Here is a 14,591-nt window from a genome sequence, read left to right as displayed (position 1 = left end):
TTATTTTTTAAAAAAGTGATCTAAAACTGATCCTTCCCCCGTTTAGTAGTCAGAACAAAATTAAACAGGAAAAAGGAGATGTTTTAAATGAAACTGAACAAATTATTGGTGGCACTTCCATTAACGCTTTCTTTACTCGTACCGACGGCTGCACTGGCGGATGGGCACGGCGCTCATTCTTCAAACGAAGCTTCCATGGAAAGCAGCACAGCAACACCAGCTGCTGAACTTCGCATTGCATTGGACACGGTTTTAACGGAACATGCTTTTTTAGCAGTTGAAGCCATGAGAAAAGGTGTAGACGGAGCGGAAGATTTTGATCAGGCATCCGGCGCGCTGTTGGCAAACGCAGATGATTTGAAAGCGGCAGTGGCTTCTGTTTACGGCGAAGAAGGGGCGGCGCAGTTTGATGAGATCTGGAAGTCGCATATCGGCTACTTTGTTGATTATGTAACAGCAACGGCCAAAGAAGACCAGGCTGGAAAAGACAAAGCATTGGCCGACTTGGAAGAATACAAGAAAACTCAATCCGAATTCTTTGATGCAGCAACAGAAGGCCGATTGCCGGCAGCTGCAGTACAGGAAGGTTTGGATATGCACGTCGACCAGCTAGTCAAAGCGTTTGACGCTTACGTTGCAGGAGACTTTGAAACAGCTTATGGACTGGAGCGCGAATCCATCCATCACATGAGCATGTTCGCAGAAACACTTTCCATTGCAATCACGGACCAATTCCCGGAAAAATTCGATAACACGAACCCTGATACACCGGCTGTTGACCTTCGTGCCCAGTTGAACATGACATTCACGGAACATGCCGGACTGGCAGCGATGGCGATGCAGGACGGCGCTGATGGCGCAGAAAGCTTCGACCAGGCATCTGCGGCTTTGATTGCCAATGCGGATGACTTATCAGCAGCAGTGGCTTCTGTTTACGGCGAAGAAGCCGGCGCACAGTTTTCAGAAATCTGGAAATCGCATATCGGCTATTTCGTGGATTACGTAGTGGCGACAGGTGAAGGCAATGCAGAAGGCCAGGAAAAGGCTAAAGCCGACTTGGACGAGTACATTAAAGAACAAGCAGCTCTATTGGACGCGGCAACTGAAGGACGAGTGCCGGCCGATGCGTTGGAAGAAGGCTTGACTGCACACGTGGACCAATTGCTGGTAGCATTCGATTCTTACGTAGCGGGTGATTACGACACAGCTTACAACTCGATCCGCGAAGCATACGCGCATATGACAATGCCGGCCGCTGGATTATCGGCAGCGATTGTCGATCAGTTCCCGGATCAGTTCGGTGAAGCGGCAATGCCGTCAGAAATGCCAAAAACCGGCATGGGCGGAACAGCTGACGAATCGTCAATGCCATTCATGTGGATCCTTGGCGGGCTGATGCTTGCTGGCCTGGCAACAACCATCGGGCTTCGTGCACGCAAACAAAACTAATTGAAGAATGTGAAAAGCTAGCCGTAAATGGCTAGCTTTTTTGCTGTTGAAATCGCTGCGCTTACAGATATTTTATTGGCTAACTCTGTTTTTAGGCGATTTTCAAAAATACGCTCAGTTAAGGCAAGAATACATTCGGATAACATTAAAATACGCTTTAGAGGAAGCTCTGCATCCCGTAAAATAAAAAAAGCCGCCTCCCGGTGATGAAAATACCGGGAGACGGCGTGCGTGCATATTACTTGGAAAGGTTCAATGCTTTTTTGGATACGAAGAAATCTGTTCCGTTATAGACGGTTACCCCATCAAGTGTCTTTGTGTAAGACTTTTTGTTTTGTGTTACGTGCGCGATGTTTTTATTGATCGGCAATTCGATTTTAATCTTCGCTTTTTCAGCGATGAATACCGGATTGTTCGCATCGGTTACATCAATGCGGGTTGTATAGCCTTTACTTTCGAAAGACTCACGGGCATTGACAAACAGCTTGTCTGAAACTTTTTCAAGGTCAAACTTCATGAATCCTGCCATCACTTTCGCGATGTCCGTGTTATCCACCAGACCATTTGGCTTAGATGGACCGTAAGCGTATAGGAAGACATCTTCCCCTGTGTGCCCGGCGGTCGAATAGCCGATGTTCGCGCGGTTCGCCAGCATTTTGGTCATGTCGCTCTGCAAGGTTTTCGATGCTTTTAATTTGTTGATTTCTTCTGAAGACAAGTTATCAAGACCGTATAGCGCTGCCACTTCTTTCATATTCGAGCGGTCGGATTTAAGCTGCTTTAGAGCGCCTTCAACCGTCATCGTCGCTTTTTTCAATGGATCAATATATGTTGATACCGGAATTTCCGGGTAATTGGAGTTTGTGTTGACATTCCCCATCGTAATCCCGCTGTTTCCATGGTCGCTGACTGCAATTACCATTGTATTGCCATCTTTCTTCGCAAATTCCACTGCTTCTTTTACTGCGTCATCAAAAGCCAATACATCGCTGAGGATCCCGACTGTATCATTTGCATGTGCTGCCCAGTCGACTTTGCTTCCTTCTACGAACATGAAGAAGCCGTCTTTATCTTTGGAAAGCGTATCGATTCCCTTTTTGGTCATTTCCGCAAGGGAAGGTTCGCTGTTTTCTGTTGCCTTTCGGTCGAAATCATAGGCAAGAGCAGAAGAAGCGAATGCACCCCACAATTTGTCAGAGTTTGAAATTAAAAGGTCTTCTCGCGATTCAACAAAATCGTAGCCGTTTTCGTTGATCACATCAATCAGGTTTTCACCATCCACGCGTGCGTTTTTCGTAGATCCTGGAGCAAGGGATTCTTTCCCGCCGCCAAGCACGACGTCAATTCCTTGATATACTTGCTGTTCGGCAATATCTTGGTAGTTGCTGCGGTGAAGGGCGTGAGAAGAGAAGCCTGCCGGTGTTGCATGCTGAATTTCGGAAGTCGAGATAATCCCTGTGGATTTTCCTGATAATTTAGCACCTTCCAGTACGTTGGCAATCGGTTTATATGTATCTTCCGGATCGACTGCGTCGACTCCAGGCGTATTTACGATTTTAGGAAGAAGGCCAACAACCTTATCGTTGGATTTGTTTCCGGTTGCTAAAGCCGTCGCTGCTGGCGCGGAATCGGTAATAGCAGATTCTGCTGAATGGGTGCGCATGCCGCCTACTAGGATTTCATCCATGGCCAGGTCATCGCCTTTGTACCATCTTGCCAGATTCGTGGCGCCCGCGCTTGTTCCATCCATCACCATCATGATGACGTTGGTTGGCTCATTTTTTTTGTCCTTTGCTTCGGTCAAATTAGTGTTTGTTGCAAATCCTAAAGAAGAAATGGCAACAGCAGCGGCGATAGAAACTCCGGCTGCCTTCTTTTTCAAATTGCGATTCATGTTCTTGTCCTCCTCTAAATAATATAAGCCCGGGAAATCTGCTCCCTATCAGTGTAGAGGGTGGATGTTTCAGGGGTATGAATCCATTGAAAAGTTCATGTAAAATCATGTAAATTTCTAGCGGAACTGAAATCGTTCATTCTTTAGTAAAAAATATGGCGTTTTATCAACTTTTCCTCTATTTCAAAGAATCTGGGTCATTTCAGTGATAGAATGGGATGAATTTAACAGACAGAAAGGAGAGAGATTTTCAATGAAGTTAAAACTGCTCCTTCTTTTATTGATTTCTGCTGTGGTCATTTCGGGCTGTGGTACGGAGAAAATGGGCGAACCCACCACATTGCTGAATCAGGACAAGCAAGAAGTGGCGTTCCCGCAAGAAAAGCCTGTTCTTTTCTTCTTTATCACGACTTACACCTGAAGCCACTGCCAACAGCAACTGGTTCAGTTGCACTCAAACTTGGATGTGCTAGATGGCTTGGATGTAAACACGTATATTATCAGCGGCGATACGCCTGAACAGCAATTGGAACTGTATACCGCCTTGAAGAACAAATACGGGGAAAGCCTTCCGTTCGTATCGGATCCGGATTTGGAAATTGTGGATCTGCTCAATATGAAAAATGGAGACGTTCCGTACAGAGGATATGGCATGCTGGATACTGAAGGCAATGTCGTGTTTAATGAAGCGAACGACCGGTGGGGCGAGGAATTGCCCGAAACGATGGAAAAAATCAAGAAAGAATACAACGACTTGCTTAACAACTAACAAGAAGTGTGAAAACCGCAGAATTTCTGCGGTTTTTTATCATGCTTTAAAGTCCCTCGGCACAAACAGGACATGAAAAAGCCGGTCGTTGGGACCGGCTTTTAAGAAACAGTTTCAATTTTTCGCTTATGCTAATGCAGCGGCCATCCGATTGATTCCGTCTGCTAGTACAGCCCGTGGACAAGCTACATTCAGGCGCAAGTACCCGAGGCCGGCTTCCCCGTATTTGCTGCCGGGTTCCAAAGCGACTTTCCCGGTGGCGAGTAATTTCTCCATGATGTCAGCTTCCGATAACCCCAATGCCCGGTAATCAATCCACAGCAAATAAGTGGCCTCTGGCTTCACTGCTCGAAGGGCCGGAATTTTCTGCGCCAATTCCTGGATCGCAAAGTCCATATTATCCGAAATCACCTGCAGCACCTGCTCCAGCCAAGGCTCGCTTTCGTTATAGGCAGCTGTCAATGCGACCGGCGCAAAAGCATTCAGTATGCCGGTTCCGTGGGCCAGGGCATGCTTTTCCAGCTTGGCGCGTTTCTCTTGATCCGTGGCCACGATCATCGCGACTTGGATGCCGGCTAAGTTAAAGGTTTTCGTAGGTGACAGGCAAGTGAAGATCCGTCCGCTTTCTTCGCCGGCAATTTTCGCCAAGGGAATATGGCGGTTGGAGCCAAGGATCAAGTCGCCATGGATTTCATCCGAAATAATCAGGACATCGTGCTTGGTGCACAGCCGGATGATTTCCTGCAGTTCTTCCTGTGTCCATACACGGCCGCCGGGATTGTGCGGATTGCAGAAAATGAAAAGAGCGGCACTCTGCAGCTTCTCCTCAAAATCCTCAAAATCGATGGTATAGTAGCCATCTTGCTCCAGCAATGCGGAATACAAAACTTCCCTGTCCTGATTTTCGGCAAGCTGGAAAAACGGCGGATAAACAGGCGGAGTGACCAGAATTTTGTCGTGTTTTTCCGTGAACGTTTCAATGATCGATGCAATCGCTGGAATGATGCCGTGGTGGAACATCATCCAATCCGGTTCGATTTTCCAGTCATTTCGCTTGGCTTGCCAATTGATTACGGCAGTCCGGCATCCTTCGCACATGATCGAATAGCCAAAAATGGAATGCTCAACCCGGTCATGCAAAGCTTTAAGGACCGGCGGCGGAGCCGGGAAATCCATATCTGCTATCCACATCGGCAAGATGCCGGAAGCGTCCTCTACATTGTAGATGTCTGCTATCGCATCCCATTTGACGGACCGGCTATTTTTCCGGTCGTAGATTTCCTCAAAAGAATTCATCGTTACAACCCCTTTATGCATTCAATTATTTCTAATTCCAAACTGCTGAATAAGCAAGCAGGGACAATAACACCGATGCAAAGATTAGTTTACTAAGGGTAGCATAGCCCGATGCCGGGAATCTTTCAAGGTGGCATTCTGCTCAGAAGCGAATTCATTTTTAGAAGGATTAAACAGAGAGTAGGAGGATATCGTTTAAAAAATAAAAACAAAAAAACAGGACCTTCTGCTTTTTTGAGGCAGTAGGTCCTGCAATTTTAAAAAATTGTACTTATTGAACGGCTTCCGCTTTTTCTGATTCGTTCAAATCGACATCCACGGAAGTGATGAAATAGCGTTTGCCATCGGTATTTTGAATGGCCACTTTTTTGCGGTCAAACAAGGAAACCGTTTCGATTTTCTTGATCTCGCCTGTTTCCGGATTTTCTTCATACACACGGTAGCCGATAATGGCATCATCCCGCACCGCATGCCAGGAAAGACTGGAAGAAGTGGCCGTCACTTGCGACGGTGGAGCAGGGAGCTTTTCGGCAGTAGCGGAGTCCGAAACGAGCTCCGCCGTGACGACTAGCCGCTCTTCGTGCGAACCGATCGAGCGGTTGAAATCCCCGGTGCATGTAATCAGGTTGATCATGCGCGCATCCGATTTTCCGAAAATCTTTTCAATTGGCGCCTCATCGGTTTCATAGCTCTTGATAGCGGTAACGCTGAACACCATCTTTCGCCCATTGGCGTCCGTTAACGCCACTTTTTCGCCTGTTTTCACTTTCTTTAAGTCATAGAAAATGGCGGGGCCGGTCAAGCTGTCGACATGCCCTGCAAATACAGAATGGCCTTTCGCGCCGGGTTTATATCCCGGTTCAAACCAACCGACCTGATCCACATTTTCCGGCACGCCCATTTCGCCGTTTTCCAAAACACCGGTCGGTTCAATGGCCGCTTTCACATCAATTGAAGGAATATCAATGGAAACGGGTTCCATGCCCTTGGTGCTTTCGAGCCGGCTTTGCTGCAAGGCTTTCAATTTTTCCCGTTGTTCAGGAAAGACCGGAAATTCAGCAATTTTATCGACAGCCGGCTCTTCTTTTGTTTCTGCCGCCAAGCCACTCGCGGTTTCTTCCGAGGGGCTGGCTGTTTCATTTAAAAGAGAATCCTCTGCTAAAGGATTCAGCAGGAAAAACAGGGCGCCGCATAAGAAAACGGCGATGCTCATGGTCACAAAAGGCTTCATTTTCAGCTCTCCTTCCAAACGGGAATAGAGAGAGCGAATCGCTCTCTCATCCACTTAAGATTGTTTGCTTTGACGATACGTAACAGTTCCAGCGATAGCTAAGATCAAGCTGCTTAATACAACCCACAGCATCATGGTATTGGACTCTTCAGCAGTGCCGCCAAAGCCGGTTTTCGGCATTTTTTCCGGCGCTGCAGTTTGGAAGTTGTCTGGGAACTGATCAACAACCGCTGCACTCAAGCCTTTTCCGATATCAAACATAATAGCGTAGCCGGCACGGTAAGACTTGTAGGAAGCATCGTAGTCACCGGCTGCATACTGATTGAACGTGTCGGCTACCGATTGTTCGTGAGCTGTTATTCCGGCAACTGTGCCGTCTTTTGGCATACGGTTTTCTGTAGCCGTGCTCAGAAATGTTCCTAATGATTCAGCAAAGTCTCCGGTTAAAGCTGTTGTAGCTTGGTCCACAGCCGATTGGTCTTTTGAAGCCGCGGCTGCCGCTAATTCGCTTTGGATGGAAATGTGTTCATTGTCCCAAATCTGGACGAATTGTGTACCCGCTTCTTCCCCGTAAAGAGATGCAATGGCTGCACGGAATTCTTCAGTGTTCTGGTCTTGTGCCCAATCGGCAAAGTCGAAGTCTTCGGCTCCGTTAAAGCCTTTTGCCATGCTGAGCTGTGCCAAGGCAAAATGTTCAGCGGCGATGCGGTTCACAGTTGAGCGGAAATCACCGGCTGCTGTGTTCGGGTCGGTAAATTTGTCCGGGAATTGCGCTGCAATTGCACCGCTGATGGCACTGCCAGCACCGAAGATTTGCTTAGAGCCGGCCAGGTAAGACGTATAAGCCGCTTCGTATTCACCGGCTGTGTATAGGTCGAATGTGTCCTGGACGAAATCTTCGTGCTCACGGAGTGCAGCTTGGGCTGCTTGTTCCGGCAGTTTGCCTTCGGTTGCAGTAGCAAGGAATGCCGCCATGTCTTCAGTAAATGCCTGAATCTGATCGAGTGATTGCTGCTCCATGTCTTTGTTGCCGTCTTTTACGGCCATCGCGTAGTCATCGGTTCCAAGGTTGTGCTTATTGAAAATGTCCCCGAAAGCCGCTCCGCCTTCTTCGCCGTATACCGATGCAATGACCGGTTCCATGTCTTTCGCATTGGCTTCAAGCGCTGCGGAAGCTGCTTCAGCAGCAGGGTCTCCATCATAAATTTTCATCATCGAATCGACTGCAAGCACATAGTGTTCAGATAGCAAGGAATCGAGTGCCGTGCGAAGCTCCACGCCTGTTGTGTCTGTTTTCGGCATTTCATCCGCGAATGCGGTTGTGCCCATTCCGGGAATCAGCAAAGCTGCCCCTAGTACCAGTGCCAAAATTTTTCTCCATTTCATAAAACCACTCCTCGTTTTTTAATTTCTTACACACCTAACGGAGCGGTTTTGGGTTTAGATCACTTTTTATGAAAATAAAATAACAAAGAGCGAAACGGAAACCATCAAGACACCGTCTACTTCATTTAAATAGAAGCTAAATGGAAATCAGGGGTGCCGATATGAAAAGATTACTAATCGCCGTGCTGTTCCTCTCCATGTTTTCATTGCCGGTACACAGCCAGGCGTTATCCTGTGAAGAACCGCCGCCTCCAGAGATCGCTTACGATGAATACGACGCGGTCATAATCGGCACCGTGGAAGAAATCAATGAAAGCACAAGTGTAAAAATAATGACGGTAAGGGTTGAAAAAAGCTTTAAAGGCGTCGACCGGGAAATCATCACTGTAAAAGAAGATTTGATGTGGGGACAAAGCCAGCTCGATTCGAGTCTATTATTTTTCCTTAATAAAGAAGGAGAGAGCTGGGTGCATCCACTTTGTTCACCGACGACCGCCAATACCGACTTGGCCGATGCAGTGTTTGCCGATAAAGAGGAACTTGTTTTACAAAGTGCTGAAAAAAACCCAACCGGCTGGAAGTTGGCCATTCTTTTGGGAGCCATTCTTGCTGTTTCTGCGGGGGCTCTCCAGAAAATCAGAAGATAAGCCAGTCCATGCAATATTGTTTGTTTGGACATCACAAATGGGAACAAAAGAAACACGCCCAAAGAATGGCTTTGGGCGTGTTTCTGTCCTGTTTTTTCTGAACCAATGAGGATCCACGAAATCAGTCCGTTTTCGGCGCATTGGCACCTTTCAAAAACCGGACCAATTCTTCGTTGAATTTATCGGGCTCGTCGCCATTGATGCCGTGGCCGCTGTCTGCAAAAGGCACCAAGTAAGCATTCGGGATTTGCCGTTCCAATTCTTCTCCCAGTTCATAAGGGCAGATCTGGTCTTTTTGTCCGTGGAAAATGGCAGTCGGCAGCGAAATGCCGGCCAGTTCATCCCGCAAGTCTTCATCGCGCAGGGCAATGGCGGAATGGATGGTTGAATGCGCCGCTGCTTCAAGGCCAAGCTGCTGGAACCACTTTAGAAATTCTTCCGATTTTTCCTGCTCGAAGAACATATCAGCGAATTGGGCCAGAAAAGCAGGGCGGTCTTTTTGGATCTGGGCGATGATGTCATCCACTTCAGCCGGCTGCATGCCGATATTGAAATCGTCCCGCTGCGTGAAGAGCGGAGCTGCCGCACCCATCAGCAGTAATTTGTCCACGCCTTCGGTGCCGTATTTGGTCAAATACCGGATGGCAATCGGCCCGCCCATGGAAAAGCCGGCCAGCACAATCTGTTCAAGCCCGAGATGGTCGACGACCGCTTTCACATCCGCCGCTTGCGTGGTGTAGTCGTAGCCTGACCACGGCTTATCCGATTTTCCGTACCCGCGCAGATCGATTCCGATGTAGCGGAATCCTGCCTGCACCACTTCGCTGATTTGCATTTCAAACGATTTGTTGTTCAATGGCCAGCCATGGATGAATACCACCGGTTGCCCAATTCCTACATCTTCCACGAATACGTTGACGCCGCTTTCCACTTCCACATAATGTCCCAAATCTTTTCCTCCTTTAAGTATGAACAAACTGTCTATTCCTAATAGCTAGGATTCCCCTCTCTCCACTTGTTAAACAATTCGGAAAAAATAAAAATGGCAATTGCATGGGCAGGCTTATCAAACAAAAGGTCTTTAATTGTCCTGAAAGTGAACTAGAATCGATTCCGGAGCGTTTAGTCAGTAGAACCGTGATAAAAGGAATGGATAGACACCGGTTTTCACGTGTTCTCCATAAATTCCGCATTTTCAATCCGCAGGCATTCTCCTGACGTTCTCTTTGTAGTAAGCTTGAGAAATGACAGCGGAAAAAAGGAGAACATTCATGGAGAAAAGTTCCGACTTTATGCTATACACGCGTATACAGCAAAAAGAGAAAGCTGCACTTGAACAATTATATGACCGCTATGAGAAAATCCTGTTCTCATTTCTGTATAAAATGACAGAAGACCGGGATTTGGCGGAAGAAGCGCTGCAGGAAGTGTTCATCAAATTATGGCGGGGCAAAGGGGAGTACGATGAAAGCAAAGGCAAATTCACGTCCTGGCTGTTCACGATGTCCCGCAATTCCGCAATTGACTTGATCCGCAAGCAGAAAAAGCCTTCGGTGCCGCTTGATGAAATTGGCGATTTGGTGAGTTCTGAAACGGCCGTTGAGGAATTGGCCGAATGGCAGGAACAAAAAGACCAGATCCAAGAAGCGGTGTCGGAGCTTTCAAGTGAACAGCAGAAAATGATCCAGCTGTTCTACTTTAAAGGCATGACCCATGAAACGATTTCGACGATGTGCAATATTCCGCTTGGTACGGTCAAAAGCCGGATCAGGCTGGCGTTGAGCAAATTGAAAAAAACACTGCACGGAGTGCAAGAAAGGGGGGCTATCGATGATGAATACTAACTGTGACCACGTAGTGGACTATCTGAACGGAACGCTGACAGCAGAAGAAAAACAAACATTTGAACAGCATCTGGCAACGTGTGCAGACTGCCGTGAACTGGTGGATGCAGTCGGCGAGCTCCCGTATCTTGCAGAACCCGCAGAACCGCCAGTGGGCATGAAATCCCGGATCCTCGCCAATGTTTTTGAAGAAGAACCGCAAAAGCAGGCGGAACCTAAGCGTCCGGTGGAAAAAGAAAAAACGGTGCCGATGGTAAAACCGAAAGCCCGGCGCAGCTCTTGGGCGCCGTTGATTGCTGCAGTATTGCTGCTGTCGCTTCTCGGCAATGCTTATGCATTGTTCAAACTGGCGGACGAACAGCAGCCGGCAACGGAAAGTGCGTTCCAGTCAATCGAACTCCAGCCGGGAGAAGCCTTTGGCGGATCGGCGAAAGCCGCCATCATCCAGGAAGAGGGTTCCCTCGAAGTCGTAGTGCAGGCAGAACAGCTTGAACAGCTCCAAGGCGATGAAGTGTACCAGATTTGGCTCTTGAAAGAAGGGCAGCCGGTGCCGGCGGGTGCATTCACACCGGATGCAGACCAGCAAGGCTCCGCTTATTACTCGATGACAGAAAACACGGAAGGCTGGGACACGATTGCCATCACCCGTGAACCGGAAGCGGGCAATGAAACGCCGGAAGGCGAAATCGTCCTAAGTTCCGAAATTTAAGAGCGAGAACGATACAATTGAATAAGCTGCAAAACAAGGAACTTCATGGCCTGTATAGAATTCATTCTATACAGGCTTTTTTTAGGATCCGGGCATCCTTGGAAATACACTTTGCTTAAAGGGCAGGCAAACGGCCGCTCCAAGCTTGAAAAGAGATGGTGAGATGAACAAGACAATCCTGCATAATGGGGCTTTTCTTTCGGTCAATCCGTGGCGCATGCTGACCTGGCTGCTGATTGCCCAGATCATGGTGGCGTTTGTCGGCCGAAGCCTCGCACCTCTTGGTGTTTTGATCGGCGACGACTTGAGTTTGACGAAAGCGCAGATCGGCATGCTGCCGGCTGCCTTGTTCCTCGGCCAGTCGCTCATTGCGATTCCGGCCGGTTTCCTGGTGGACCGGGTCGGTTCGAAAAGGCTGCTGTTCCTGTTGTCGCTGTGCCTTGGGCTTTCCTTTATCCTGATGGCCGTGACTTCATTCTACTGGCTGATCCTCCTATTGGTCGTGCTCGGCGGAGCGGGCTATGGCGCCATGCATCCGACATCGAACAAAGGCATCCTTTACTGGTTTTCCGAAAAACGGGGGACTGCCATGGGCATCAAGCAGATGGGGGTAACGCTCGGGGCGGCATTAGCTGCGCTGCTGCTTTTGCCGGCCGCTGTGGCTTTTGGGTGGCGCCCGGTGATGATCGGCGCCTGCGTGCTTCTGATTGCCACCGGCATCTTTGCCTATAAATTCTACCTGGACCCGCAAGCCGAGCAGGAAAAAAGCGGAGCTTCCGAGAAACCGGCCCGCCTGTTCGCTTCGATTTTGCAGCTGTTTAAAGAAAAGCCGCTCGTCTTGGTCAGCCTCGGTGCGATGGGCCTGAGTGGAAGCCAGCTGATTTTGAACACCTATATTGTGCTGTTCGCTTATGAATCCCTTGGCATCCCGCTGGTCCTTGCCGGCATGCTACTCGTCATTTCCGAAGTCAGCGGTTCGTTCGGCCGCGTCGCCTGGGGGATGATCAGCGACAGCATCTTTCGCGGCAAGCGGATCATCGTGCTCGTAATTGTGGCCGCCGTTTCCATCGGAGTAGCGCTCGGCATGGCGATGCTGCCGCCGGGGACGCCGTTCTGGGTGCTCGTCCCGATTACCATCCTGTTCGGCTTCTGCATTTCCGGCTTTAACGGCATCTGGATGAATGCCGCAACAGAACTGGTGCCGATCGGGCAAGCCGGAATCGCCAGCGGATTCAGCTTGATGCTCGGTTCGTGGGGCGTGATCATCGGCCCGCCGCTGTTCGGCTACATCGTTGATGCGACCGGTGCATTTACATACGCCTGGCTGTTCATGGCAGGCATACTGGCCGCGGTCATTGTGTTATTGCTTGCGGCGATGCGGATAGTAGCGAAGGACAGCAAAGAAAAAGGCGAGTAAAATAGGATAAATCAAACCGTGATTCAAATTGTTTGAATTTTTTGTTTTCGTGAGTTATAATCGGGTACAGAATACCAATGCAGCGGTTACAGAAACGTGGCGGTGCCGGATACGCGAGCCGCTACACGATATGGCCGCTGCATTCCAAAAGAATTTAAAAGAGCTTATATAGAAAGCGTGCCAGAAAGAATAATTTCTGGCACGCTTTTATTTTTGCACTTTACGCTAGGCGCCAATTTTATTTCCCAGGAAATAGACATGCTCTTTCTATGAAGAAGGCCGTGCCGTAGATTGATTGAAATAATTGACTGAAAAATCCAACTCCGCAATAATGGACCTACACATTTTTTTCAGACACCACGTGAAATCCAAACCAATCCGCCATACATAAAGGAGGAAGAAGAATGGAATACCGCACACTTGGAAAAACAGGCATCAAAGTTTCAAGCCTATGCTTTGGGACGATGTCATTTGGGGGAAATGCCAATGAAGAGACGTCACAGGCGATGTTCAAGCGCTGCCGGGAAGCAGGCATCAACTTTTTTGACTGCGCGAATGTCTACAACAAAGGCGTATCGGAAGAGATTTTGGGCAGGTGCATCGCAGACAGCCGCGACGACCTGGTGCTGACCACAAAAGTGAACGGACCGACAGGAACGGACGTCAACAACCGCGGTTTATCTCGCCGCCACATCATGCTCGAAGTGGAGAAAAGCTTGAAGCGCCTGAATACCGACCGCATCGAATTCTATTTTGTCCATGCCTTCGACCCAGCAACCCCGATCGAGGAGATGCTGCGGGCGATGGACGATCTCCAGCGCCAAGGCAAAATCCTGTATCCTGCCGTCAGCAACTGGGCCGCCTGGCAAATCGCGACGTCTCTTGGCATCTCCTATAAGGAAAGCCTGGCGCGTTTCGAGTGTATCCAACCGATGTACAATCTTGTGAAGCGGCAAGCAGAAGTGGAGATCCTGCCGCTCGCAGAAGCAGAAAATATGGGCGTTATTACGTACAGCCCGCTCGGCGGCGGGCTCCTGACAGGGAAATACACCGGCGGCAAAAAGCCGGAACAGGGCCGCCTAGTCGAACAGAAAAACTACGAAAAACGCTACGCCGATGCCGCTTACTTCGAAACGGCCGACCGCTTCGTGCAGTATGCCAAAGAGCGAGGGCATCATCCGGCTTCACTTGCCGTGTCCTGGGTCATGGCGCATCCAGGCGTCACCGCACCGATTATCGGCGCCCGCAACCTGGAACAGCTGGAGCCGTCTCTCGGCGCACTCGACATCCAAATGACGCCGGAATGGCGCCAGGAAATCTCGGAACTTTCCATCACACCGCCGCCGGCCACGGACCGTTCGGAAGAAGTATAAAAAGAATCCATACAAAAAGCACTCCAACAATTCCGTCAGGAGTGCTTTCCTTATGCATTTACTAAACCCACACCTTACGGAGGGGTTCTACTTTCGCTCCAGCTCTTCCCCCATGCCTTTCAAAAAATGCAGGCCGTAGCGGATCGAGCGGTTGATGTCCGGATCGCGCAGCGCTTTGAACAGACCGAGCATGCTCAGTTTGCGGGGGTCAGACTGGCCGGCTTCCGCGTTCTGGAGGCCGCGCTGCACGCTGGATGACAGTTTTGCAGTTGTCGCCGGATCAATGGCGGTCAACGCGCCCGCTGCATTCATCAAATTGTTGATGAGCGTCGTGACGGGTTCGCGGGAAGCCTGCTGGACGGTAATATCCATCAAATCTTCCCGTGCCTTGACCATCGCATTGACGGCATCCAGGATGCCCGCCTTGTCGAGTTCACCAGTGATTTCGAGCACTTTTTGGAGCGCCTGCTGCTGTTCGGCCACTTGGGTTTCAAGTTCGAAAAGCCGCTGCAGTTTGAGTTCCTCCGGCGTGAGCTGTTTCTTTTTAATTCGCGTAATCGGCGTTGCCAAAGCACA

13 protein-coding genes and 1 pseudogene are annotated in these 14,591 nt (G+C 49.3%); 8 read left to right on the top strand and 6 right to left on the bottom strand.

Annotation, left to right across the window (positions count from 1 at the left end; genetic code table 11):
• Positions 1-87: 87 nt before the first annotated feature.
• Positions 88-1,449, top strand: a complete 1,362-nt coding sequence (locus QWY22_RS18320; RefSeq protein ID WP_300982231.1) for a copper amine oxidase — start codon at positions 88-90, stop codon at positions 1,447-1,449.
• Positions 1,450-1,687: 238 nt separating this feature from the next.
• Here QWY22_RS18320 and QWY22_RS18315 read toward each other — a convergent pair whose 3' ends face one another.
• Positions 1,688-3,343 (bottom strand): alkaline phosphatase, encoded by a 1,656-nt coding sequence (locus QWY22_RS18315; RefSeq protein WP_300982230.1) that lies wholly within the window; start codon positions 3,341-3,343, stop codon positions 1,688-1,690.
• Positions 3,344-3,596: 253 nt separating this feature from the next.
• Between QWY22_RS18315 and QWY22_RS18310 the strand changes: the two genes are divergently transcribed.
• Positions 3,597-3,764 (top strand): hypothetical protein, encoded by a 168-nt coding sequence (locus QWY22_RS18310; protein WP_300982229.1) that lies wholly within the window; start codon positions 3,597-3,599, stop codon positions 3,762-3,764.
• Between the two features lie 15 nt (positions 3,765-3,779).
• Positions 3,780-4,112 (top strand): annotated as a pseudogene (locus tag QWY22_RS18305) (hypothetical protein); the annotation flags it as partial.
• A gap of 126 nt (positions 4,113-4,238) precedes the next feature.
• Here QWY22_RS18305 and QWY22_RS18300 read toward each other — a convergent pair.
• The 3 genes from QWY22_RS18300 to QWY22_RS18290 form a co-directional block, all read right to left on the bottom strand.
• The gene (locus QWY22_RS18300) at positions 4,239-5,408 is read right to left on the bottom strand and encodes a MalY/PatB family protein (RefSeq protein WP_300982228.1); all 1,170 of its coding nucleotides are present in this window, start codon (positions 5,406-5,408) and stop codon (positions 4,239-4,241) included.
• Between the two features lie 271 nt (positions 5,409-5,679).
• On the bottom strand, positions 5,680-6,639 hold the full coding sequence (locus QWY22_RS18295; protein WP_300982227.1) for a class F sortase: 960 nt from the start codon (positions 6,637-6,639) through the stop codon (positions 5,680-5,682).
• Between the two features lie 54 nt (positions 6,640-6,693).
• Positions 6,694-8,025 (bottom strand): hypothetical protein, encoded by a 1,332-nt coding sequence (locus tag QWY22_RS18290; RefSeq protein WP_300982226.1) that lies wholly within the window; start codon positions 8,023-8,025, stop codon positions 6,694-6,696.
• A 161-nt stretch (positions 8,026-8,186) separates the two neighbouring features.
• Here QWY22_RS18290 and QWY22_RS18285 point away from each other — a divergent pair, with 161 nt between their 5' ends.
• The gene (locus QWY22_RS18285) at positions 8,187-8,672 is read left to right on the top strand and encodes a hypothetical protein (RefSeq protein WP_300982225.1); all 486 of its coding nucleotides are present in this window, start codon (positions 8,187-8,189) and stop codon (positions 8,670-8,672) included.
• A 121-nt stretch (positions 8,673-8,793) separates the two neighbouring features.
• Here QWY22_RS18285 and QWY22_RS18280 read toward each other — a convergent pair whose 3' ends face one another.
• The gene (locus QWY22_RS18280; RefSeq protein ID WP_300982224.1) at positions 8,794-9,621 is read right to left on the bottom strand and encodes an alpha/beta fold hydrolase; all 828 of its coding nucleotides are present in this window, start codon (positions 9,619-9,621) and stop codon (positions 8,794-8,796) included.
• 322 nt (positions 9,622-9,943) lie between these two features.
• Between QWY22_RS18280 and QWY22_RS18275 the strand changes: the two genes are divergently transcribed.
• The 4 genes from QWY22_RS18275 to QWY22_RS18260 all read left to right on the top strand — a co-directional run bounded on the left by QWY22_RS18275 (position 9,944) and on the right by QWY22_RS18260 (position 14,015).
• A complete protein-coding gene (locus tag QWY22_RS18275; RefSeq protein WP_300982223.1) occupies positions 9,944-10,516 on the top strand; it encodes an RNA polymerase sigma factor in 573 nt (190 codons plus the stop codon).
• Complete coding sequence (locus QWY22_RS18270) at positions 10,503-11,225, top strand: anti-sigma factor (RefSeq protein WP_300982222.1); 723 nt, start codon at positions 10,503-10,505, stop codon at positions 11,223-11,225. The genes QWY22_RS18275 and QWY22_RS18270 overlap by 14 nt, the downstream gene beginning before the upstream one ends.
• 163 nt (positions 11,226-11,388) lie before the next feature.
• The gene (locus QWY22_RS18265; protein WP_300982221.1) at positions 11,389-12,642 is read left to right on the top strand and encodes an MFS transporter; all 1,254 of its coding nucleotides are present in this window, start codon (positions 11,389-11,391) and stop codon (positions 12,640-12,642) included.
• A gap of 404 nt (positions 12,643-13,046) precedes the next feature.
• Positions 13,047-14,015 carry an aldo/keto reductase gene (locus tag QWY22_RS18260; protein WP_300982220.1) on the top strand — a complete coding sequence of 323 codons (969 nt, stop codon included), beginning with the start codon at positions 13,047-13,049 and terminating at the stop codon, positions 14,013-14,015.
• An 87-nt stretch (positions 14,016-14,102) separates the two neighbouring features.
• Here QWY22_RS18260 and QWY22_RS18255 read toward each other — a convergent pair whose 3' ends face one another.
• Positions 14,103-14,585, bottom strand: coding sequence for a helical membrane plugin domain-containing protein (locus tag QWY22_RS18255; RefSeq protein WP_300982219.1), 483 nt, complete (start codon positions 14,583-14,585; stop codon positions 14,103-14,105).
• Between the last annotated feature and the right edge of the window lie 6 nt (positions 14,586-14,591).

The sequence above is a fragment of the Planococcus liqunii genome, from assembly GCF_030413595.1.
In the GTDB taxonomy this organism is placed as follows: Bacteria; Bacillota; Bacilli; order Bacillales_A; family Planococcaceae; genus Planococcus; species Planococcus liqunii.
This window is presented reverse-complemented; position numbering and strand designations above follow the sequence as displayed.

Coding starts and splice junctions, on each gene's coding strand:
- QWY22_RS18320 (WP_300982231.1), top strand. CDS start 88: ATGAAACTGAACAAATTATTGGTGGCACTTCCATTAACGCTTTCTTTA.
- QWY22_RS18315 (WP_300982230.1), bottom strand. CDS start 3,343: ATGAATCGCAATTTGAAAAAGAAGGCAGCCGGAGTTTCTATCGCCGCT.
- QWY22_RS18310 (WP_300982229.1), top strand. CDS start 3,597: ATGAAGTTAAAACTGCTCCTTCTTTTATTGATTTCTGCTGTGGTCATT.
- QWY22_RS18300 (WP_300982228.1), bottom strand. CDS start 5,408: ATGAATTCTTTTGAGGAAATCTACGACCGGAAAAATAGCCGGTCCGTC.
- QWY22_RS18295 (WP_300982227.1), bottom strand. CDS start 6,639: ATGAAGCCTTTTGTGACCATGAGCATCGCCGTTTTCTTATGCGGCGCC.
- QWY22_RS18290 (WP_300982226.1), bottom strand. CDS start 8,025: ATGAAATGGAGAAAAATTTTGGCACTGGTACTAGGGGCAGCTTTGCTG.
- QWY22_RS18285 (WP_300982225.1), top strand. CDS start 8,187: ATGAAAAGATTACTAATCGCCGTGCTGTTCCTCTCCATGTTTTCATTG.
- QWY22_RS18275 (WP_300982223.1), top strand. CDS start 9,944: ATGGAGAAAAGTTCCGACTTTATGCTATACACGCGTATACAGCAAAAA.
- QWY22_RS18270 (WP_300982222.1), top strand. CDS start 10,503: ATGATGAATACTAACTGTGACCACGTAGTGGACTATCTGAACGGAACG.
- QWY22_RS18265 (WP_300982221.1), top strand. CDS start 11,389: ATGAACAAGACAATCCTGCATAATGGGGCTTTTCTTTCGGTCAATCCG.
- QWY22_RS18260 (WP_300982220.1), top strand. CDS start 13,047: ATGGAATACCGCACACTTGGAAAAACAGGCATCAAAGTTTCAAGCCTA.